Origin of the sequence: Nocardia sp. NPDC057353 (assembly GCF_042667085.1) — a bacterium.
Classification (GTDB): Bacteria; Actinomycetota; Actinomycetes; order Mycobacteriales; family Mycobacteriaceae; genus Nocardia.
On record NZ_JBHVAK010000036.1, the window covers coordinates 13,552 to 34,423 of the forward strand.

The 20,872-nt window shown below is 73.6% G+C and carries 19 protein-coding genes; 8 read left to right on the plus strand and 11 right to left on the minus strand.

The genetic code is table 11. The features are described 5' to 3' along the window. Positions 1–2 precede the first annotated feature (2 nt). The gene (locus ACFUUZ_RS19450; RefSeq protein ID WP_378698045.1) at positions 3–752 is read right to left on the minus strand and encodes a thioesterase II family protein; all 750 of its coding nucleotides are present in this window, start codon (positions 750–752) and stop codon (positions 3–5) included. A 195-nt stretch (positions 753–947) separates the two neighbouring features. Here ACFUUZ_RS19450 and ACFUUZ_RS19455 point away from each other — a divergent pair, with 195 nt between their 5' ends. The 6 genes from ACFUUZ_RS19455 (at position 948) to ACFUUZ_RS19480 (ending at position 6,519) form a co-directional block, all read left to right on the plus strand. Further along, positions 948–1,715: an SDR family NAD(P)-dependent oxidoreductase gene (locus ACFUUZ_RS19455; protein ID WP_378698047.1), complete on the plus strand. Its 768-nt coding sequence runs from the start codon at positions 948–950 to the stop codon at positions 1,713–1,715. A 131-nt stretch (positions 1,716–1,846) separates the two neighbouring features. Then, entirely contained in the window at positions 1,847–3,193 is a 1,347-nt protein-coding gene (locus ACFUUZ_RS19460; protein ID WP_378698144.1) for a CoA transferase, read from the plus strand. A 58-nt stretch (positions 3,194–3,251) separates the two neighbouring features. Then, positions 3,252–4,277 carry a nucleoside hydrolase gene (locus ACFUUZ_RS19465; protein ID WP_378698049.1) on the plus strand — a complete coding sequence of 342 codons (1,026 nt, stop codon included), beginning with the start codon at positions 3,252–3,254 and terminating at the stop codon, positions 4,275–4,277. Further along, complete coding sequence (locus ACFUUZ_RS19470; RefSeq protein WP_378698052.1) at positions 4,274–5,155, plus strand: amidohydrolase family protein; 882 nt, start codon at positions 4,274–4,276, stop codon at positions 5,153–5,155. The genes ACFUUZ_RS19465 and ACFUUZ_RS19470 overlap by 4 nt, the downstream gene beginning before the upstream one ends. 4 nt (positions 5,156–5,159) lie before the next feature. Further along, positions 5,160–5,846, plus strand: coding sequence for a hypothetical protein (locus ACFUUZ_RS19475; RefSeq protein WP_378698054.1), 687 nt, complete (start codon positions 5,160–5,162; stop codon positions 5,844–5,846). A gap of 262 nt (positions 5,847–6,108) precedes the next feature. After that, positions 6,109–6,519, plus strand: a complete 411-nt coding sequence (locus ACFUUZ_RS19480) for a winged helix-turn-helix transcriptional regulator (protein WP_378698057.1) — start codon at positions 6,109–6,111, stop codon at positions 6,517–6,519. 127 nt (positions 6,520–6,646) lie between these two features. On the opposite strand, the gene meaB is transcribed toward ACFUUZ_RS19480, so the two are convergent. The 3 genes from meaB to ACFUUZ_RS19495 are packed head-to-tail and all read right to left on the minus strand — an operon-like array spanning position 6,647 to position 11,753. Then, positions 6,647–7,642, minus strand: coding sequence for a methylmalonyl Co-A mutase-associated GTPase MeaB (gene meaB, locus ACFUUZ_RS19485; protein ID WP_378698059.1), 996 nt, complete (start codon positions 7,640–7,642; stop codon positions 6,647–6,649). Next, positions 7,639–9,903, minus strand: coding sequence for a methylmalonyl-CoA mutase (gene scpA, locus ACFUUZ_RS19490; RefSeq protein WP_378698061.1), 2,265 nt, complete (start codon positions 9,901–9,903; stop codon positions 7,639–7,641). The genes meaB and scpA overlap by 4 nt, the downstream gene beginning before the upstream one ends. Further along, the gene (locus tag ACFUUZ_RS19495) at positions 9,900–11,753 is read right to left on the minus strand and encodes a methylmalonyl-CoA mutase family protein (protein ID WP_378698063.1); all 1,854 of its coding nucleotides are present in this window, start codon (positions 11,751–11,753) and stop codon (positions 9,900–9,902) included. The genes scpA and ACFUUZ_RS19495 overlap by 4 nt, the downstream gene beginning before the upstream one ends. Positions 11,754–11,935: 182 nt before the next feature. Between ACFUUZ_RS19495 and ACFUUZ_RS19500 the strand changes: the two genes are divergently transcribed. After that, positions 11,936–12,664 carry a TVP38/TMEM64 family protein gene (locus tag ACFUUZ_RS19500; protein ID WP_378698065.1) on the plus strand — a complete coding sequence of 243 codons (729 nt, stop codon included), beginning with the start codon at positions 11,936–11,938 and terminating at the stop codon, positions 12,662–12,664. Here the strand turns inward: ACFUUZ_RS19500 and ACFUUZ_RS19505 are convergent. Both ACFUUZ_RS19505 and ACFUUZ_RS19510 read right to left on the minus strand, forming a co-directional pair. Then, positions 12,609–13,418 (minus strand): ABC transporter permease, encoded by an 810-nt coding sequence (locus tag ACFUUZ_RS19505; RefSeq protein ID WP_378698067.1) that lies wholly within the window; start codon positions 13,416–13,418, stop codon positions 12,609–12,611. The two genes, ACFUUZ_RS19500 and ACFUUZ_RS19505, sit on opposite strands and share 56 nt — an antisense overlap. Then, complete coding sequence (locus tag ACFUUZ_RS19510; protein WP_378698069.1) at positions 13,415–14,335, minus strand: ATP-binding cassette domain-containing protein; 921 nt, start codon at positions 14,333–14,335, stop codon at positions 13,415–13,417. The genes ACFUUZ_RS19505 and ACFUUZ_RS19510 overlap by 4 nt, the downstream gene beginning before the upstream one ends. A 91-nt stretch (positions 14,336–14,426) precedes the next feature. Here ACFUUZ_RS19510 and ACFUUZ_RS19515 point away from each other — a divergent pair, with 91 nt between their 5' ends. After that, positions 14,427–15,101, plus strand: a complete 675-nt coding sequence (locus tag ACFUUZ_RS19515) for a TetR/AcrR family transcriptional regulator (RefSeq protein ID WP_378698071.1) — start codon at positions 14,427–14,429, stop codon at positions 15,099–15,101. A 23-nt stretch (positions 15,102–15,124) separates the two neighbouring features. Here ACFUUZ_RS19515 and ACFUUZ_RS19520 read toward each other — a convergent pair whose 3' ends face one another. From ACFUUZ_RS19520 to ACFUUZ_RS19540, 5 genes are all read right to left on the minus strand, one after another. Next, positions 15,125–16,513: a PLP-dependent cysteine synthase family protein gene (locus ACFUUZ_RS19520; RefSeq protein ID WP_378698073.1), complete on the minus strand. Its 1,389-nt coding sequence runs from the start codon at positions 16,511–16,513 to the stop codon at positions 15,125–15,127. Positions 16,514–16,699: 186 nt separating this feature from the next. Further along, on the minus strand, positions 16,700–17,659 hold the full coding sequence (locus ACFUUZ_RS19525) for a S1C family serine protease (protein WP_378698075.1): 960 nt from the start codon (positions 17,657–17,659) through the stop codon (positions 16,700–16,702). A 209-nt stretch (positions 17,660–17,868) separates the two neighbouring features. Beyond that, complete coding sequence (locus ACFUUZ_RS19530; protein WP_378698077.1) at positions 17,869–18,795, minus strand: CorA family divalent cation transporter; 927 nt, start codon at positions 18,793–18,795, stop codon at positions 17,869–17,871. Between the two features lie 289 nt (positions 18,796–19,084). After that, the gene (locus ACFUUZ_RS19535) at positions 19,085–20,368 is read right to left on the minus strand and encodes an SPFH domain-containing protein (RefSeq protein ID WP_378698079.1); all 1,284 of its coding nucleotides are present in this window, start codon (positions 20,366–20,368) and stop codon (positions 19,085–19,087) included. Further along, positions 20,368–20,799 (minus strand): NfeD family protein, encoded by a 432-nt coding sequence (locus tag ACFUUZ_RS19540; RefSeq protein ID WP_378698081.1) that lies wholly within the window; start codon positions 20,797–20,799, stop codon positions 20,368–20,370. The genes ACFUUZ_RS19535 and ACFUUZ_RS19540 overlap by 1 nt, the downstream gene beginning before the upstream one ends. Positions 20,800–20,872: the final 73 nt, after the last annotated feature.

Consider the following 20,872-nt stretch of genomic DNA (forward strand, 5'->3'; position numbering starts at 1 on the left):
GGTCAGCGCAGCCGGGACGAGACCGCGGCCGCCACCTCGGCCACCGCGGCGTCCAGGTAGAAGTGCCCGCCGGGGAAGACGATCCGCTCGAACGGCCCCGCGGTGTGCTCGCGCCAGCCGTCGGCCTGCTCCGGGGTGGTGGTCGGGTCGGCGTCGGAGACCAGGGCGATCACCGGGCAGCGCAGCGGCTCGCCCGGCTGGTAGCGGTAGGTCTCGACGGCGCGGTAGTCGGCGCGCACCGCGGGCAGTACCAGCTCGGCCAGGCCGGGGTCGTCCCGCAGCACCGCGACCGAGGCCGGGTCGTCGGCGAGCCGCTCCAGGTCGGCGATGAGCGCGGAGTCCGGGGCCGCGTGCAGCGCGCCGGGTTCCACGAAGGTCGGGTCGGGTCGGCCGGAAACGAACAGCACCGTCGGCCCGCGCCCGGCGCTGCTCAGCCTGCGCGCGGTCTCGAAGGCGACGGTGGCGCCCATGCTGTGCCCGAACAGCGCGACGCCGGGCTCGATCGGCAGTCGGATCAGGTCCTCGGCGACGGCGTCGGCCATCGCGGCGATACTCTCGACCTGCGGCTCGCCGAAGCGGTCCTGCCTGCCGGGGTACTGCACCGCGGCCACCGTGGTGCCCGGCGCGAGGCTGCCCGCCAGTTCCCGGTAGGCGGACGCCGAGCCGCCGCCCGGTGGGAAGCACACCAGGCTCCTGGCGGCCGCGGGCTCGGCCCGCAGGATCCGCAGCCACGCGGTCGCTTCGAGGGTCACGGGGCGAAGCTACACGAGCGCTCCGACATCCCGGCCGTCGTCGGAACGCGGTGCACCGAACCGGTTCGCGGCGACCGTCCGGTGCGGCGACGCCGACCGCGGGCGCCCCGGCCGCGCGGGCCGGTTTCGGCGCGCCCGCGGGGCCCATGCTGTACACCTGTGCGGAAGACTGTCCACACAGAACGGGGAACGACTATGACCGATCGGGTGAGCATCGTGATCGGCGGCGCGTCCGGCATCGGGCTGGCCACCGTGCGCAGGCTGCACGCCGACGGCGAGACCGTGGTGATCGCCGACCGGAACGAGGAGGACGCGCGGAAGTACGCCGCCGAACTCGGCGTCGAGGCGCTGCCGGTCGAGGTCACCGACGAGGCGAGCGTGCGAACGCTGATCACGACGGTCGCCGAGCGGCACGGCGGGATCGACACCGTGGTGGACTGCGCGGGCATCTCCCGGCCCGGCCCGCTCACCGACCTGGCCGCCGAGGACTGGCGCGCCACCGTCGACGTCTGCCTGACCGGCGCCTTCCTCGTGGTCAAGCACGCGGCGCCCGCGCTGCGGCCGGGCGGCTCGATCGTGCTCATCGCCTCGCTGAACGCCACCCAGCCGGGAGTCGCCATGGGCGCGTACTGCGCGGCCAAGGCGGGCGTCGCCATGCTCACCGAGGTGGCGGCGCTGGAGCTCGGGCCGCGCGGCATCCGGGTCAACGCCATCTCCCCCGGTTTCGTGCCGACCCCGCTCACCGAGGGCGCGGCGCTGGTGCCGGGGCTTGTCGAGGATTTCGTGGCCAACACCCCGCTCGGCCGGGCCGGAACCACCGAGGACATCGCGGCGGCGGTCGCCTTCGTGGCATCGCCCGCGGCGGGCTGGATGACCGGCTCGAACATCGCGCTGGACGGCGGCGCGCACACGCAGCGCTACCCCGACGTGCTCAAGCACATCGCGGCGCTCGCCGAGGGCTGAGATGAACCTTTCCCGCCCACCGGTGTTCGCGGTCGAGACACGGCCCACTCCACCGCGACACGGCGTCGCTCACTGTGGAACGATGACCCCTCGTGAGTCACGAGCACGTCGCAGAGGGGGGTTCCGTGCCGGTGAACACGCACGACCCGCTGGTCCATGCCTACGAGACCGGGATCGGGATCACCCCCTCCGGCGCCGCCGCCGCTGTCGAGGCGGGTAATCACCTCGCCGCGACGCTGCCGGTCTGGACCCTGGCCGCGGGCTCGCTGACCGCCGTGACCGCCGCCGCCAACCGCCTGCGCGCGGTGCGCGGCCTGCCCACCGCGCCGATCAAGCTCGACCCGGCGCGGGTGAGCACCGCCTTCGCCTCGGACCACGTGCTCCGGCTGACCGGGGAGCCGGTGAGCGCCTTCGGCGACCTCTCCGGCTTCTTCCCGACTTTCGACGGCTGGATCCGCACGCACGCGAACTACCCGCACCACCGGGCCGCGCTGCTCTCCGCGCTCGGGCTGCCCGCCGACGCGAGCACCGACCTCGCCGTCACCCACCTGGCGATGAACCGGGCGAGCGACCTGGAGGACCGGGCCGCCGAGCACGGCGCCATCGTGGTCCGGGTGCGCACCGAGGAGGAGTGGGCGCAGAGCGAGCCGGGCCGCGCCGCCGCCGCGGGGCCGCTGGTCGCCATGGACCGGCGCACCGATATCGGCGGCGACCGGGTCGGGCTCGGCACCGACCCGGTGCGCCCGCTGCACGGGCTGCGGGTCCTCGACCTGACCCGGGTGATCTCCGGCCCGGTCGCGACCAGGGCGCTGGCGCTGCTCGGCGCCGACGTGCTGCGCATCGACCCGCCGCAGCTGCCGGAGATCCCGCTGGTCTTCGCCGACACCTGCCAGGGCAAGCGCTCCGCGCTGCTCGACCTGCGCACCGACCTGGACCGCTTCCACGAGCTGCTGGCCGAGGCGGACGTGCTGGTCACCGGGTACCGGCCCGGCGCACTGGAATTCGCCGGCATCGACCCATCGGTGCGGCCCGGGCTGATCCACGCCAGGGTGAGCGCGTGGGGCGAGAACGGGCCCTGGGGCGAGCGGCGCGGCTTCGACTCCATCGTGCAGGCGGCGACCGGGATCGCCGTGCTCGAGGGCGCCGAGGTGGCGCCGGGCACGCTGCCCGCCCAGGCGCTCGACCACGCCACCGGCTACCTGCTCGCCGCGGGCATCCTGGACGCGCTCGCGCTGCGCACCGTCGACGGCTCCGGCCGGGACGTGCGCGCCGCGCTGGCCCGCACCGCCTCCTGGCTGCTCACCGCGCCGGACCGGACGCCGCGGCACCCGGCCGCAACTCCGGCCGCGCCGGAGCACACCATCACCGGCGGCGGGGCGACCACCGCGCGGCCCGCCTTCGTCGAGTACCCCGAGTACCCGTGGCCCGCGCCGAAGTACGGGTCGTCGCCGCTGGAGTGGGCGGTCGCGCTGCGCTGAGCCGCCGTCCGCGCGACGACCGCGAAAGCGGCCACGACCGCCCGGCTAGGCTCGCCACGTGCGGATTCTGCTCGACGTCGACACCGGGATCGACGACTCACTGGCGCTGCTCTACCTGCTGGCCTCGCCGGAGTCCGAGATCGTCGGGATCGCGTCCACCGCGGGCAATGTGGCGGCGGCCAGGGTCGCCGCCAACAACCTGGCCTGGCTGGACGTGTGCCGGGCGCCGGAGATCGAGGTCGCGCTGGGCGCCGCCGACCCGCTGGCGATCCCGCTGCGCACCACCGAGGACACGCACGGCCCGCACGGCGTCGGCTACGCCGAACTCCCGCCGACCACCCGCGCGCTCTCCCCGCGCAGCGCCGCCGAGCTCTGGGTGGACACCGTGCGCGCGAATCCCGGCGAGATCACCGGCCTCTGCACCGGCCCGCTCACCAACCTGGCACTCGCGCTGCGCGCCGAACCCGCGCTCCCCCGGCTGCTGCGCCGCCTGGTGATCATGGGCGGCGCCTTCAACCACCCCGGGAACACCACCCCGACCGCCGAGTGGAACATCCACGTCGACCCCGAGGCCGCCGCCGAGGTCTTCGACGCCTTCGCCGGGGCACCGGAGCGTCCGCTGGTGTGCGGGCTCGACATCACCGAAACCATCGAGATGCGGCCCGGGCACCTCGCCCGGCTCGCCGAGCGGGCGGGCAGCACACCGGTCGAGACGGTCGGGCCGGACGACCCGATCGCGTTCCGCAGCGTCACCTCGAATCCCATCGTGCGCCACCTGACCGATGCCGTCCGGTTCTACTTCGACTTCCACCGCTCCTACGACCTCGGCTACCTCGCGCACATGCACGACCCGTTCGCCGCCGCCGTCACCCTCGACCCCGCGCTCGCCGTCACCCGGCCCGCCACCGTCGCGGTCGAGCTCACCGGCGCGCTCACCCGCGGCACGACGGTCGCCGACTGGGCGGGGATGTGGGGCCGGGAGCCCAATGCCGACATCGTGGTCGGCACCGATCCGGAGCGCTTCTTCACCCGGCTCATCGAGCGGGTCGGCGACTTCGCCAAGGCTGTCCAGGAGGAATCGTGACCGAAGCCGATCAGCTCGCCGCCCTGCGGAGCCGTCTCGGCATTCCCGGCATCGTCGATGTGCACACGCACTTCATGCCGCACAACGTCATGCGCAAGGTGTGGGCGTACTTCGACCAGGTCGGGCCGCTGACCGGGCGGGAGTGGCCGATCACCTACCGGGCGGGCGAGGACGAGCGGCTCGCCACCCTGCGCTCGTTCGGCGTGCGCGCCTTCACCTCGCTGGTGTACCCGCACAAGCCGGAGATGGCGGCCTGGCTCAACGCCTGGACCGCCGAGTTCGCCGCGGTGACCCCCGATTGCCTGCACACCGCGACCTGCTACCCCGAGCCCGAGGCGAAAACCTACGTAGCCGAGGCTGTCGAAGCCGGGGCACGGGTCTTCAAGGTGCATGTCCAGGTCGGCGCCTTCGCCCCCGACGACCCGCTCCTCGACCCGGTCTGGGGCATCCTCTCCGACGCCCGCGTGCCCGTCGTGATCCACTGCGGCTCCGGCCCCGCCCCCGGCGAGTTCACCGGCCCGGACCGGATCGCCGACGTCCTCCGCCGGTTCCCCCGCCTGCCGCTGATCATCGCCCACATGGGCACCCCGGAGTACACCGAGTTCCTCGATCTCGCCTCGCGATACGAGGACGTCCGACTGGACACCACCATGGTCTGGACCGACTTCAGCGAGGCGAACGCCCCGTTCCCGCGCTCCGAGTACGGGCGGGTCCGCGACCTCGGCGATCGGATCCTGTTCGGCAGCGACTTCCCGAACATCCCCTATCCGTACTCGCACGCCGCCGAGGTGCTGGAGCGATTGGAACTCGGGGACGAGTGGGTGCGGAACGTGCTGCACGACAACGGTGCCCGGCTCTTCGATCTCGATGGCCGGTGACGACGTGCCGATCGACTACAGCGAAGCGCTCGAACTCGTGCGGGCACGCTTCGAGCCGGTCTGCGCCGTCGGCGCTCCCGCGACGGTCGCCTACAAGGCGGACGGCAGAATCGGTTTCCTGCCCTCGGTCGAAGTGGCCATGGACGACACCATCCGAATCCGGCCGAACCCGAACCCCACGGTCGTCCCCGATCGGTGGGATGAGCGGATCAGGGCGACCTTCGAGGCGGTCATCGCGGAGGGGCTCCGCCGCGACTCCGTGCGGGGAGCCTCCGACGACCAGATCGACCGATTCGCCGCCGAGCAGGGAGTGGGCGAAGTTCCGGCGGCGGTCCGGGCCGTTCTCCGACTGGTCGGCGACCGGCCGGGGCGGTGGTTCGCGGGGACGGCGTTCGGCGTGCACGACGTGGACTCTTCGGCGAAACGGCATGCGGTCGCGCTGCTGGCCGATGTCGAGCACCTGCTGCGGGACCCCGAGGACATGCTGGTGCTGTCCGCGCACCAGGGCTACGTGTACCAGTTCATCTACGGAAACGACCTCACCCGGGACGACCCGCCGGTCTGGGAGATAGAAGAGGGCGCGGGGATCAACGGCGGCCGGAAACGGGTGTCGCAGTGGTTCGATGCGACGCGTCCCGGTGTGTGTGGGGGTATCTCCAGCACAGGGAGGCGAGGAGGATCGCGGGGCTGAAGGTCGGGCCCCTCGCGCCGGGCATCGAATTGCGCTGACGGGCAACGGCAGTCGAGGCGAACGACCCGGGCTGTGCCAGACTGGAAGGTCGGCGCCGACCGCGCCTACACACCGCCGGTTCGGTGGAACCGCCGCATTGCGGCTCCACCGTCCCGGCCTGCCGCGACCGTGGCGGGCTCGGCCTCCCCTCCCCGCCGAGCTCTTTCCCCGGCCGCACAACGATCATGACCGGGACGACCGGCGACCGACGGAAGGCACTTCCGTGACGGCAACGCACACCGAGGTAACCGAAGAGCTGGGCCGCACCGAGGCGCAGGGACCGTGTGGCGGGGATCACTGCGGCATCAAGGAGGTACTGGAGCGGCTCGGCGACAAGTGGAGTCTGCTGGTGCTGGTCGAGCTGCACTCCGGGCCGCGGCGGTTCAACGAGTTGCAGCGCGCGATCCCCGGCATCTCGCAGCGCATGCTCACCGTGAGCACCCGGAACCTGCTGCGCGACGGCATGATCACCCGCACGGTCTTCCCCACGACGCCGCCGCAGGTGGAGTACGCGCTCGCCCCGCTCGGCGACAGCCTCGCGGTGCACATCCGCGGCATCGCCGATTGGGCGCGCTCGAACAACGCCTACATCGAGCAGTGCCGCGCGGAATTCGACGCGGAGAGCTGCCCTTGACAGCGGTACGGCCTCGGGGTGAACACCATTCGGACAGCTACTGGTGGAGGTACATCCCACGACGCCGCGGCACGAGCAGTGCTGCATCGAGTTCGATGCGGAGAACTGGGGCGTAGCTGCGTACCGGCTACGCCCCGTCGAAGGCCCGGACGAGCTGCTCGGCGGCGAGCGCGGCGGTCAGCGTCCCCTCGCGGACCTGCTTCTCGACGTCGCCCCGCACCGCCTTGACCGACGGATTCTCGGCCAGCCGGCGCAGCAGCTGGTCGTGCACCATGGTCCAGGTCCAGTCGACCTGCTGACGCCGCCGCTTTTCGGCGAACTCCCCCGCGTCGGTGAGCACCCGGCGGTGGTCGAGAACCGTGTCCCAGAACTTGTCGAGGCCAAGCCCTTCCAGTCCGCTCATGGTGAGCACCGGCGGCTTCCAGAGCGCGTCGTGCGGGTGGATCAGACGTAGTGCCCCGGAGAGTTCGCGGGCGGCGGCCTTGGCCTCGATTTCGTGCTTGCCGTCGGCCTTGTTCACCGCGACCAGGTCGGCGAGTTCGAGCACGCCCTTCTTGATGCCCTGCAGCTGGTCACCGGTGCGGGCCAGGGTGAGGAAGCAGAAGACGTCGACCATGTTGGCGACGGTCACCTCGGACTGGCCGACGCCGACGGTCTCGACCAGGATCACGTCGTACCCGGCGGCCTCCAACAGCACGATGGTCTCGCGGGTCGCCTTGGCGACGCCGCCGAGCGTGCCCGCGGTGGGCGACGGCCGGATGAAGGCGTCGGCCTCTAGGGAGAGCCGCGCCATGCGGGTCTTGTCGCCGAGGATGGAGCCGCCGGTCCGGGTCGACGACGGGTCGACGGCCAATACCGCGACCTTGTGGCCCTTGCGGATGAGGTCCATGCCGAGCGCGTCGATGAAGGTCGACTTGCCGACGCCGGGCACACCGGTGATGCCGACCCGGTTGGAGGCCGCGACCTCACCCTCGGGGGTCAGCCGGAGCAGCAGCTCCTGCGCCCTGTCCCGGTGGTCGGAGCGGGTGGATTCGACCAGGGTGATGGCGCGCGCCAGCGCGGCCCGCTCACCGGAGCGGACCGCGCTGGCCAGTGCGTCGACATCGATGACGCGCTTGCTCATTCCGCGGCGCCACCGCCGAGTTCGTGGCCGAGCGCGGCGGCGAGCTTGCGCAGCAGGTCGATCGCGGCATCCGCGATGACGGTGCCGGGCGGGAAGATCGCGGCGGCGCCGGCCTCGTAGAGCTCGTCGAAGTCACCGGGCGGGATGACGCCGCCGACGATGACCATGATGTCGGGGCGGCCGACATCGGCCAGTGCCTGCCGCAGCGCGGGCACCAGCGTGAGGTGGCCTGCCGCCAGCGAGGAGACCCCGACCACGTGCACGTCGTTGTCGGCCGCCTGGCGCGCCACCTCTTCCGGGGTCTGGAAGAGCGGGCCCACGTCGACGTCGAAGCCGAGGTCGGCGAAGGCGGTGGCGATCACCTTCTGGCCGCGGTCGTGCCCGTCCTGGCCCATCTTGGCGACGAGGATGCGCGGGCGGCGGCCCTCGGCCTCCGCGAACTCCTCGACCAGCTCGATCGCGCTGCTGATGTTGGTGACCTTTCCGGCTTCGTCGCGGTACACCCCGGAGAGCGTGCGGATCTCGGCCTGGTGCCTGCCGTACACCTTCTCCAGCGCGTCGGAGATCTCGCCGACGGTGGCCTTGGCGCGCGCGGCGTCGATCGCCAGCGCCAGCAGGTTGTTCTCCATACCGCCCTCGGACGAGGCGGCGGCGCGGGTGAGTTCGGCAAGGGCCCGCTCGACGGCGTCGGAATCACGCTCGGCGCGCAGCGAGCGCAGCTTCTCCAGCTGCTCGGCGCGCACCCGGGAGTTCTCCACCTTGAGGACCTCGACCTGCTGGTCCTCTTCGACCTGGTACTTGTTCACGCCGATCACCGGCTGCTGGCCGGTGTCGATGCGGGCCTGGGTGCGGGCGGCGGCCTCCTCGATGCGCAGCTTCGGGATGCCCTCGCCGATGGCCTGGGCCATGCCGCCGTGCGCCTCCACCTCGGCGATGTGCGCGCGGGCGCGGTTCGCGAGCTGGTGGGTGAGCCACTCGACGTAGTACGAGCCGCCCCACGGGTCGATCGGGCGGGTGGTGTTGGACTCCTGCTGGATCAGCAGCTGGGTGTTGCGGGCGATCCGGGCGGAGAAGTCGGTGGGCAGCGCCAGCGCCTCGTCGAGCGCGTTGGTGTGCAGCGACTGGGTGTGGCCCTGGGTGGCGGCCATGGCCTCGATGCAGGTGCGCGCGACGTTGTTGTAGGCGTCCTGCGCGGTGAGCGACCAGCCGGAGGTCTGCGAGTGGGTGCGCAGGGACAGCGATTTCGCGCTCTTCGGCTCGAACTTGGCGACCAGCTCGCTCCAGAGCAGCCGCCCGGCGCGCAGCTTGGCGACCTCCATGAAGAAGTTCATGCCGATGGCCCAGAAGAAGGAGAGCCGGGGTGCGAACTTGTCGACCTCCATGCCCGCGGCGATGCCGGCCCGGATGTACTCCACGCCGTCGGCGAGGGTGTAGGCGAGCTCCAGGTCGGCGGTGGCCCCGGCCTCCTGGATGTGGTAGCCGGAGATGGAGATCGAGTTGAACTTCGGCATCTTCGCGCTGGTGTAGGCGAAGATGTCGGAGATGATCCGCATCGAGGGCTTGGGCGGGTAGATGTAGGTGTTGCGGACCATGAACTCCTTCAGAATGTCGTTCTGAATGGTTCCGGCCAGCTGCTCGGGGGCGACGCCCTGCTCCTCGGCGGCGACCACGTAGAGCGCCAGGATCGGCAGCACCGCGCCGTTCATGGTCATCGAGACCGAGACCTGGTCCAGCGGGATGTGGTCGAAGAGCTGCCGCATGTCCAGGATGGAGTCGATCGCCACGCCCGCCATGCCGACGTCGCCCTGCACCCGCGGGTGGTCGGAGTCGTAGCCGCGGTGCGTGGCCAGGTCGAAGGCGACCGAGAGCCCCTTCTGGCCCGCCTGCAGGTTGCGGCGGTAGAAGGCGTTGGAGTCGGCGGCGGTGGAGAAGCCGGCGTACTGCCGGATGGTCCACGGCTGGTTCACGTACATGGTCGGGTACGGGCCGCGCAGGAAGGGCTGCACGCCCGGCACGCTGTCCAGCGGGTACCCCTCGGCGGCGACGGCGTCCCGGTCGGCCTTGGTGAAGACCGGCGGCACGTCGATGCCCTCGGGGGTGGCCCAGGTCAGCTGCTCGGGCGCGTAGTTGGTGGCGGCCGCGGCCTCGGCCACGAACTGCGAGACCGCGTCCGGGCCGACGGCGGCCGGTTCCGGGGCGTGCTCGTGCAGCGGCACGTCGGCGAAGCTGCCGATCACGTGCTCGATCTCACCGGTCGTCATGCTCCCACCTTCTCCAGCAGGCCGGACAGCGCCGCCACCGCATCGATCTTCGCGGCCAGGTAGCCGTCGGGTTGATCCGCCACCCCGGCAACGGCTTTCGCCGCACCGGCCAGCAGCACCGTCTCGACACCGGCCGACTTGAGCGCCCGCACCGCGTCGCCCGCCTGCTCGGCGTAGCGCGTGTCCGAGCCGCAGAGCACCGCGATCGGCGCGCCGGACTCCTGCGCGGCCGCGGCGATGCCGTCGACCTCGAGCGGGCCCGGGTTCACCGACTCGATCCCGCCGGAGGCCAGCAGGTTCGCGATGAAGGTCACCCGAACGTTGTGCTCGGCGACCTTGCCCAGCGGCACCAGCAGCGCCTGCGGCCTGGCGCCGTTGGCGGCCAGGTACACGTCCGAGCGGTCGCGCAGCGCCTCGAAGGCGGCGCCGTAGCGGGCCACCCGGCCCGGCTCGCGGGCCTGCTCGGAGAGCGCGGCCTCGGCCAGGTTCGGGAATTCGTTCACGCCGGTGACGGCGAAGCGGCGGTGCGCGACATCGGCGTCGCGGGCGGCCCTGGTCGCGCCGATCCGCTCGGCGAGCAGCCCGCTCGCCAGCGCCGCCCGGTACCCGCCCGCGGCCTCGATCTCGCGCATGAACTCCCAGGCGGCCTCGGCCAGCTGCGCGGTGTGGTCCTCGATGTACCAGGAGCCCGCGCCCGGATCGTGCACGTGGCCCAGGTGCGACTCCTCGAGCAGCAGCAGCTGGGTGTTGCGCGCCATCCGGTCGGCGAAGTTCTGCGAGACGCCGAGTTCGCCCGCGGGCAGCGCGGAATCGAAGGGCAGGACCGTCACGGTGTCGGCGCCGCCGACGCCGGCGCCGAAGGCGGCGAGCGTGGTGCGCAGCAGGTTCACCCAGGGGTCGCGCTTGGCCATCATGGCCGCGGAGGTGACCGCGTGCTGCGGGGCGCCGCCGAAGGCGGGGGCGCCGCAGACGTGCGCGACCCTGGCCCAGAGCGTGCGCCCGGCGCGGAACTTGGCGATGGTGGCGAACTGGTCGTCGGTGGCGGCGAGCCGGAACTCCAGCTGCCCCAGCGCCTCCGCGATGTCGGTGCCCGCGGCGGTGAGCGCGCGCAGGTACTCCAGCCCGGCGGCGACAGCGGCGCCGAGCTCCTGCGCCTCCGAGGCGCCCGCGTCGTGGAAGGCGGTGCCGTCCACGGTGATCGCGCGCACGGTCTCGGTGCGGGCGGCGGCGGTGCGGGCCAGCGCGACGGCGTCGTCCAGCGTGACCCCGGCGATCCCGGCGAACTCGTCGGTGAGCGGGGAGGCGGCCAGCGCGACCCGGATTGCCGCGCGGTCGGCCGCCCGGTACCCGTCCAGCGCCGCGAAGATCGCCTCGGCGGCGGCAGCGACCTCGGTGCCCGCGTCCAGGGTGATCGGGGCGAGGTCGAAGAGCAGGCCGTTCAGCGCGGCGCCGAGCTCGGCCACCGGCACGCCGCGCTCGCCGACGCCGAGCCAGAGCGCGGAGAGCCCGTTCTCCAGCCCGGCCAGGATCCGGCGGTTGGCCGCGGCGGGGTCGGTGTCGGTGACGCGGCCCGAGACGAACCAGCCGCGGTGCACGTCGCGGTGGGCGTCGGCGCCGCGGACGAACGGAAACGTCCCCGGCAGTGGCGGTTCCGGACGCTCGTCGCGCCGGGTGTAGAGCGGGGCGACCGCGAGACCGTCGTAGGTGGTCTCGGTCAGCAGCGTCTCCGGCTCGTCCGGCAGCTCGGCGGCGTCGACCTTGCGCGCCTTCGCCAGCACCCCCGCCACACCCTTGCGCCACGCGGCGTACTCCGGCACCGGCTCGGTGGCCGGATCTGAAGCAATCGGCATCGCTGCTCTTTTCTCTCCCCTCGCCGGAACGGCACCGCGCGTGCACCGCCCCGAACCGTGTGTTCGCCCAGGTCAGCGCGCACTCCGGTTAACGAGGATTCGTCTGTCGTCGATTCGATGCTAGCGGCCCGCTTCCCGCCGCCGATCGAGGCCCGCCACTACCAACCGGTAACCTCGCCGGGGTGATCCGGCTCATCCGCTCCCCCCGCGCCCTGGCGCTGCTCGCCGCGGTGCTCGTGGTGTGCGCGGCGGCGGTGCTCGCGCCGCTGCCCGGCCCGGCCAGGGTGCAGGAGTGGGCGGACTCGGTGGGGCCGGTCTTCCCGCTGGTCTTCTTCGTGGTCTACGCGCTGGTCACCGTCGCGCCGGTGCCGCGGACGGTGCTCACGGTGAGCTGCGGGGTGCTCTTCGGGGTCGGGCTCGGCCTCACCGTCGCGCTGGCCGCCACCACGGTGAGCGCCGCGCTCGCGCTGCTGCTGGTGCGCAGGCTGGACGGGCGCCGGGTGGCGGCGCGACTCACCCACCCCGCGGTGCGCGCGGTGGACGAGCGGCTGCGCAGGCGCGGCTGGCTGGCGGTGTGGTCGCTGCGGATGATCTCGTTCGCGCCGTTCTCGGTGGTGAACTACTGCTGCGCGCTCTCCTCGATCCGCTTCACCCCGTACCTGGTGGCGACGGTGCTCGGCTCGCTGCCCGGCACCGCCGCGACCGTGATCCTGGCGGACGCGCTGGTCAGCGGCACCTCACCGGAGATGATCGCGGTCTCGGTGGCGTGTCTGCTGATGGGGGTCGCCGGGCTGGTGCTGGACACCCGCTGGCAGCCCGCCGAACCCGACGTGGCGGCGGCAGAGAGCGACCCGGTCAGCGCGGGCTCGCTCCCGAGTACCGCCGCACCGCTACCGGAACCGCGAGGCTGAGCAGCGCGGCGATCCAGAGCACGCTCGCCGCGACCGGGTGCCGCAGCGGCCAACTCGCGTCGGCGGCCGGGGCCGCGTCGGCGAGCAGCAGCCGCAGCGCCGCCACCACCGCGCTCACCGGGTTCCACTCCGCGATCGCCGCGAGCACCGAAGGCATGGTGGCGGTCGGCACGAAGATGTTGGAGAACATGATGGCGCCGAAGATGAGCGGCGCCGTCTGCTGCAGCACCTGCTCGTCCCGGATCGTGGCGCCGAGCGCGACGCCGAGCCAGGCCAGCGCGAACCGGAACCCGACGAGCAGCAGAACCGCGAGCGCGACCTCTCCCGGCCCCGCCGTGATCCGCCAGCCGGAGAGGAACCCGACGCCGCCCATGACGCCGAGCGCGGCGACCCCGATCAGCGTCTCCGCCGCCGCGATCCCGGCCGGGGCGGCGACCGGCGCGAGCGGCAGGGCGCGGATCCGGTCGGTGAGCCCGCTGCGCAGGTCGGCGGCGGCGGTGACGGCCGTCGCCACCACCCCGGTGGCGGCGACCAGCACCAGGATGCCTGGCGTCAGGTAGGAGCGGTAGGCGACGACGTCCTGCCCGCCCGCGAGCGCGCCGCCGAAGACGAAGCCGAAGAGCAGCATCATGCCCGCGGGGGCGGCCAGGGTGATGGCCGGGAGCGCGGGGTTGTTGCGGTGGTTCGTGAGGACGCGCAGGACCAGCACCCGGATCGCGGTGCCCGCCGGGGTGGTGCGTTCGGGGGCGGTCACGCGGACCGCCGCGCGGTGAGCGCCAGGAAGGCGTCGTCCAGGGTGCCGGTGCGGGTGCCGATGTCGCGCACCTCGACCCCGGCGGCGTCCAGGGCGCGGACCACGGTGGGCAGGGCGGGGGCGTCGGCGCCGAAGGTGTAGGCCGAATCGCTGTCCTGCACCGGGTTTCCGCCGAGCCGCGCCATGACCGCCGCGGCGCCCGCCCGCTGGCCGTCCGGGACGGCGACCTCCATCCGGACGCCGACGGTCCGCACGATCTCCGCGGGTGTGCCCGCGGCGACGATGCGCCCGGCGTCCAGGATGGTGACGGCGTCGGCCAGCCGCTCGGCCTCGTCCAGGTACTGGGTGGTGAGCAGCACGGTGGTGCCCGCGGCGACCGCCTCGGCGAGGTAGCGGTGGATGTCGTCGCGGCTGTGCGGGTCGAGCCCGGTGGTCGGCTCGTCCAGGAAGAGCACCGCGGGGCGGACCACGGTGCCCGCCAGGATGTCGAGGCGGCGGCGCATGCCACCGGAGTAGGTGCGCACCAAGCGGTCCGCGGCCGCGGCGAGGTCGAAGCGGGTGAGCAGGTCGTCGGCGCGGCGGCGGGCCGCGGGTAGCGCGAGGCCGTTGAGCCGGGCGACCATCACCAGGTTCTGCCGTCCGGTGGCCATCGGATCGACGGCGTGGAACTGCCCGACCAGCCCGATCCGCCGCCGGACCGCCCGCGCCGCGGTCACCGTGTCGTAGCCGAGCACCCTGGCGCGGCCGCCGGAGGGGCGCAGCAGGGTGGCGAGCATGCGCACGGTGGTGGTCTTGCCGGAGCCGTTCGGCCCGAGCAGCGCGTGCACGGTGCCCTCCGGCACCCGCAGATCGATGCCGTCGACGACGGCGCGGGCCCCGTACTGCTTACGGAGCGCTTCGGTTTCGATGACGGACACCACGACCCCTCGATTGGGAACAACGTTCGCAGTTCACGCTACCCGACCGCGTACAGGGTTCGCAATTATCGGCTCGAGGCATTCTGGTCCGATGTCTTCCGCGAACTCACCGTGGCTGCGGGCCGAGCAGGTGCGGCCGGGGCCGAGGCCCGCGCACACCCTGGACGACATCGCCGCCGCCTGCGTGCGGATCGCCGACGAGTCCGGGCTGGCGGCGGTGGCCATGCGCCGGGTGGCGGAGCGGCTCGGCACCGCGGCCGCCTCGCTGTACCGCTACGTCGACGGCAAGGACGACCTGTTCGCGCTCATGGTCGACCACGTGGCGGCCGAGTACGAGCTGGCGCCGCTCACCGGCGATGTGCGCGCGGACGTTCTGGCGGTCGCCGAGGAGGCGAGGGCGCTGCACCGCAGGCATCCGTGGGTGCAGCGGGTGAGCCCGTCGGCGCTCGGCCCGAACTCGCTGCGCTACCTCGACCACCTGGTCGGCGCGCTCGGCCCGGCCGGGCTGGACCGGACCACCGTCATGGTCGGGATCGCGCAGCTCACCGGGTGGATCAGCACCTTCGCGGCGCAGGAGAGCGCGGGCGCGGTCGCGGCCGGGCAGGATCCGGCCGCGCTGCCGGCCATGGTGGCCCGGGGCGATTATCCGCACCTCACCGCGCTCTTCGCGGGCGCGCCCGCGCCCGGAAGCGGGTTCGACGCCGATGCGGCGTTCCGGGCCGGGATCGACGCGCTGCTCTTCGGGATCGCGGGGCAGGGCCGGTAGGGACGGCCCGGGACCGCGGGCGCCTAGAGTTCGCGCAACCGCGCCAGTTCGGCCGTGCCGAGCAGCGCCACGGCCCTACCCTCGTGCACCAGCAGCACCGGGCCGTCGCCCGCGCGCTCCAGCGCCGCGGCGGCGGGTTCGGTGCTGCCGAGCAGCGGCAGCGGCGCCTCCAGGTGCGCGGCAACGGGTTCCGCGTCGTCGAGACCCGCGAGCGCGACGGCCCGCAGGCTGCCCTGCACCTCGGCGGCGACCGGGTCGCCCGGCGTGGTCCGGTGCAGCACCACCGGCAGCACCGGGTGCGCGCCGAGCAGTGCCCGCGCCTCCCCCACCGTCGCCTTGGCGCCGATCACCGGCGCCGCCCCGGACACGTCGGCCCGGTCCGCCACCGACGGCTCGGCGAGCGGCCGCACCAGCGGGAACCCGAAGCGGCCGAGCCAGTCGTCGTCGTAGTACTTGGACAGGTAGGCCCGCCCGGAGTCCGGCGCGATCACCACCACCACGTCCTCGGGGCCGAGGTCGCGGGCGACCCGCAGCGCGGCCGCGACGGCGGTGCCGGAGGAGCCGCCGAGCAGCAGCCCCTCCTCGCGGGCGAGCCGGTGCAGCAGCGAGATCGCCTCGACGTCGCCGACGCTCTCGATGCGGGCGACGACCTCCGGGTGGTAGGACTCCGGCCAGAGGTCCTCCTCGGTGTCGGGGTGCAGGAAGTGCCCCACCGACTCCACGTACCAGGCGCGGCCGTCGCCGCCGCCGTAGACCGAGGTGGCCGGGTCGGCGCCGATCACCGTCACCCGCCCCGCGGAGATCTCGCGCAGGTACTCGCCCGCGCCGGTGATGGTGCCGCCGGTGCCGACCCCGGCGACGTAGTGCGTGACCCGGCCCCCGGTCTGCGCCCAGATCTCCGGGCCGGTGGTGGCGCGGTGCGCCTCCGGGTTGGCCGGGTTGTCGTACTGGCCCGCGAACCAGGCGCCGGGGGTCTGCTCGGCGAGCTTCAGCGCGATGCTGCGGACGTGCTCGGGATGCCCGACCGGGCGGCCGCCCGCGGTCACGTGCACCTCGGCGCCGTAGGCGCGCAGCAGCGCCACCTTCTCCCGACTGGTCTTGTCGGGGACGACCACGATGGTCGGGTAGCCGCGCGCGGCCGCGATGGCGACCAGCCCGATGCCGGTATTGCCCGAGGTCGCCTCGACCACGGTGCCGCCAGGGCGGAGCGCGCCGGATGCCTCGGCGGCGTCGATCATGCCGAGCGCGGCCCGGTCCTTCACGCTGCCGCCGGGGTTCAGGTACTCGAGCTTGACGTAGACGCCGGCGGTGCAGCCTTCGGTGACCCGGTTCAGCCGGACCAGCGGGGTGCCGCCGATGGCGGCGTCGACCGACTCGTACACCCCGGCTCCGCGCCCCGCGACCGCGGTCACGCGCGGGTCCGCTCGGTCCCGCCGAGCCTGCCCGGCCACAGGTCCTCGTTACGAGCCATCGTTCCGCCTTCCCGCGTCGGACGGCGACCCCAGGCGCGCACGGAGTTCGATCCGCCGGGATCGCGATGGGGACCAGCTTGGCACCGGCCACCGAGGCCGGAAACCTTTCGGGTCAACCCGATCCGATCAGCCGGGCAGCCACTCCGGCGGGGTCGCCTCGACGGTCATCGGCGCCTGCGCGCGCAGCAGCGTCACCGGGAGCGGAGCCTCGATCGCCTCGGCGAAGAGCAGCCGCTGCAGGTCCCGCGCCCCGGTCAGCGCCGCCTCGCCCGCGCGCAGCAGCAGGTCGCCGCGCTGGATGCCTGCCCGGTCGGCCGGACCGCCGCGGATCACCGCGGTGACCCTGGCCCCGACCGCCTGCCCGGCCACCGGCCGCAGCTCCGGCGGCACCGGGGCGGCGGCGACCACGAGGCCAAGGTAGGCGCGGCGGACCCGGCCCTCGGCCAGCAGGGTGCCGAGCACCCGCCGCGCGACCGCGCCGATCGGCACCGCGAGCCCGCCGATGCCCGCGACCCCGGTGAGCACCCCGACCACCCGGCCCGCGGAGTCGGCGAGCGGCCCGCCCGCGGCGTGCGGTTCGCAGCGCACGTCGGTGTGCAGCACCTGCTCCACCAGCCGCCCGGCCCGCCGGGAGAGCACCGGGATCGCGCGGTCGACGGCGCCGACCACGCCCGCGCTCACCGCGCCGCCGGGCCCGGCCGGGTCGGCCAGCGCCACCACCAGCCTGCCGAGCGTGAGGGTGTCGGCGTCGCCGAGCCGGGCGGGGGCGGGGCCGCCGCCGCGGGCCCGCAGCACCGCGAGGTCGCTGAGCGGGTCGCTGCCGGTCACGTCGGCGACGGTGACGGTGCCGTCGGCGAACCGCACGTCGGCGTGCTCGGCCGGGCCGATCAGGTGCGCGCTGGTGAGCAGGTGGCCGTCGTCGGTGCAGACCACCGCCGACCCCGCCGAGCGCCGGGTGGCGACACCGGCGACGGCGGGCAGCACGGTGTCGGCGACGGCGCCGACCGCGCGCGAGTAGGCGTCCGGCACCGGCTCCCCCGCGTCCGCCGGCTCCGGTAGTTCATCGGGTCCGAATTCCTGCGCCACCGCGCACCACCCCCGTCGGCCGACCGATCACATCCCGTCCAGGATGCACCGATTCCCGCGCCGCCACGCCGGAAACTCCCGCCGCGCGGCGTGTTCGCGGCCGCCGCCGCACCCGCGCACCGCCACCGGCTCCGTGCCCCACCGCACAACCTCGCCGCGCATTACCGCGACCGCCATCCCCGACCAGCGCACCCGCCTGAGCGGCTCGATCAGCGGCTGCGGCGCGCCACGACGGCGAGCGCGACGGCGACCGCGAGCATGGTCAGCGGCACCGTCGCGAGCACCACGTGCTCCCAGGAGAGCTCCGGCATCCAGCCCGCGTCGATGCCGTAGAGCGCGGCGATCAGGATGGGCGGCAGCAGCACCGCGGAGAGCACCGCCGACGCCTTGACGATCCGGGTGTGCTCGGCATCGAGCCTGGTGCGCAGCGACTGCTGCAGGTAGCCGACCCGGTCGTGCTCGAACCCGGCCTTCTGCGCGACCCCGTCGACATCGTCGAGCAGGTCGTCCAGCAGCGGCCGCAGCGCCGCGCCGCGCCCGGTGGCCTCGGCGCGCAGGTGCCTGCAGGCGCGGGCCAGCCGCACCTGGGCGCGGCGGGCCCGGGAGAGCGTGTCCTCGGCGGCGCCGATCCTGGTCATCAGCTCGCGGACCGCGGTCGGGGCGATCTCCCGGCCGTAGTGCACCCCGCCGGGGCCGTCGATGTCGTCGCGCAGCGCGTCGACCAGGGCGCCGCCGTGGTCGACGACCTGCTCGGCGGCGTCGTTCATGGCCCAGAGCAGCGTGTACATGACGCCGTGCGGGGAGGCGGTCAGCTCGGCGCGCCTGCGCATCTCGACGATGGCGGCGTCGAACGGCGGGAAGTGCTCGCGCGGCTGCAGCGTCACCAGGAACTCGCCGCCGAGCGCGAAGACCACGCTGCCGTGCTCGACCCGGCCCGCGCGCAGGTAGTCCAGTGGGACCGGGACGTAGAGGAACTCCTCGGTGGCCCAGATCCGCTCGCCCGCCTCGGCGAAGTCGACGCCGAGGCGTTCGCGGAGCACGGCGGCGGTGTCGTGGTCGCCCGCGGGCAGCGGGATCCAGTGCTTCTGCAGCACCTCGGTGTCGAAGCGGGCGGGTGAGACGGCGGAGACGGCCACGGCGCCTACCCTCCGGGTGCGATCGTGGCCGCCGCGCGGAGGACGGTGGCGCGCGGGCACTGCTCGGCGGTCGGGTGGATCTCGGTCATGGCACGGCCCTTCCGGTCGTGAGCGAGGATTCCCGGAGCGCACCCGACTTCCGCGCACGTGCTCCGGGGTGGACGCGCGACGTGCGCCGCCGACCATTAGAGAACCCACTGTGCCCGTTCGTCAATCGCGCAGCCGGATGTTCCCCCGCACGTCACCGGCGGGAAATTTGCGGGCGGCGGGAAACCGCTCGGTCCGTGCGCTACTGGAAGGTGCCCGGCGGCTGCCACGGCTTGCCGTGCGGGTCGTCCGCGCGGTGCGCGGGCGGCCGCTGCTGCTGCTGCTCGGCGGGCTGCTGCGGCGGCGGCGGCGCGTCCAGCGCCTCCGGCTCGGGGATCACCGGCTGGTGCGGCGATCCCTGGTGCCGGGTGGTACCGGTCGGCGGGGAGGTGTCCACCGGGGTGCGCGCGGTCTCCTCGGCGGCGCGCACCGCCTGCGCGATGGCCGGGTCCGGCGCGGTGTCGAACCAGTCCGCCACCTCGTCGTCGCCGTCCTCGGGGCGGCTCTGCGCGGTGTCGCCCGCGGGCGGCTCGTAGCGGAAGACGCCGTCCTCGCCCTTGCTGCCGAAGTTGCGCGCGAAGCCCTCCAGCGCCTTGCCGAAATCGCTCGGCACCAGCCACACCTTGTTCGCGTCGCCCTTGGCGACCAGCGGCAGCGTCTGCATGTACTGGTAGGCGAGCAGCTCCGGGGTCGGCTTGCCGGACTTGATCGCGGCGAACACCTTCTCGATCGCCTTCGCCTGGCCCTGCGCCTGCAGGTAGGCGGCGGCGCGCTCGCCCTGGGCGCGCAGGATGCGGCTCTGCCGCTCGCCCTCGGCGGTCAGGATGGCGGACTGCTTGCCGCCCTCGGCGGCCAGGATCTGCGCCTGCTTCTGCCCCTCGGCGGTCTTGATCTGGGATTCCCGCGTGCCCTCAGCGGTGAGGATCATCGCCCGCTTCTCGCGATCCGCCTTCATCTGCTTCTCCATCGACTCCTGGATCGACGGCGGCGGGTCGATGGCCTTGAGCTCCACCCGCGCGACCCGGAGGCCCCAGCGGCCGGTGGCCTCGTCGAGCACCCCGCGGAGCTGGCTGTTGATCTCGTCGCGGGAGGTCAGCGTCTCCTCCAGGGTCATGCCGCCGACCACGTTGCGCAGCGTGGTGACGGTGAGCTGCTCGACCGCGGCGATGTAGTTGCTGATCTCGTAGACCGCCGCCTGCGGACTGGTGACCTGGAAGTACACCACCGAGTCGATCTGCAGCGTCAGGTTGTCCTGGGTGATCACCGGCTGCGGCGGGAAGGAGACCACCCGCTCGCGCAGATCCACCTTGGCGCGCACCCGGTCGGCGAACGGGACCAGGAAGGTCAGCTGGCCGGAGACGGTGCGCGAGTAGCGGCCGAGCCGCTCGATGACCGCGGCCTCGGCCTGCGGCACCAGCGCGATCGACTTGAACACCACCACGACGACCAGCAGGACGAGAACGGCGGCGACGATCAGTACAGCCATCACGGCCCCTTCCAGACGACGGCCGTCGCGCCGTCGATCTTCATCACGTACACGCTCGTACCCTCTTCGTAGGTTTCGTCCGGGTTCAGCGGGCGCGCGGTCCACACCTCGCCGTCGATCTTGACCTGTCCGGCGTGCTCGGCCACCCGCTGCCACACCAGCGCCGTCTTGCCGGGCAGCGCGTCCACATTGGTGGCGATCGGCGGCGGCGTGCCGAACCTGCGCCGCAGCACCGGGCGCACGCCGACGAAGAGCACCAGCGTGATCGCGGCGAAGATCAGCGCGTCGGCGACCAGCGAGGTGTCGAACGCCGCGCTCACCCCCGCGGTGCCGAGCGCGGCCAGCCCCAGCGTGAGCAGGGTCAGCTCCCCGGTGAAGATCTCGGCCGCCGCGAGCAGGATTCCCGCGACCAGCCAGACGATTGCGGCCACGCCCCAACTCTAGCCGCCGGGACCGACGTTCCGGGCGGTAGCGCGCGGCGCGGCCGGAACGGCCGCACCGGCG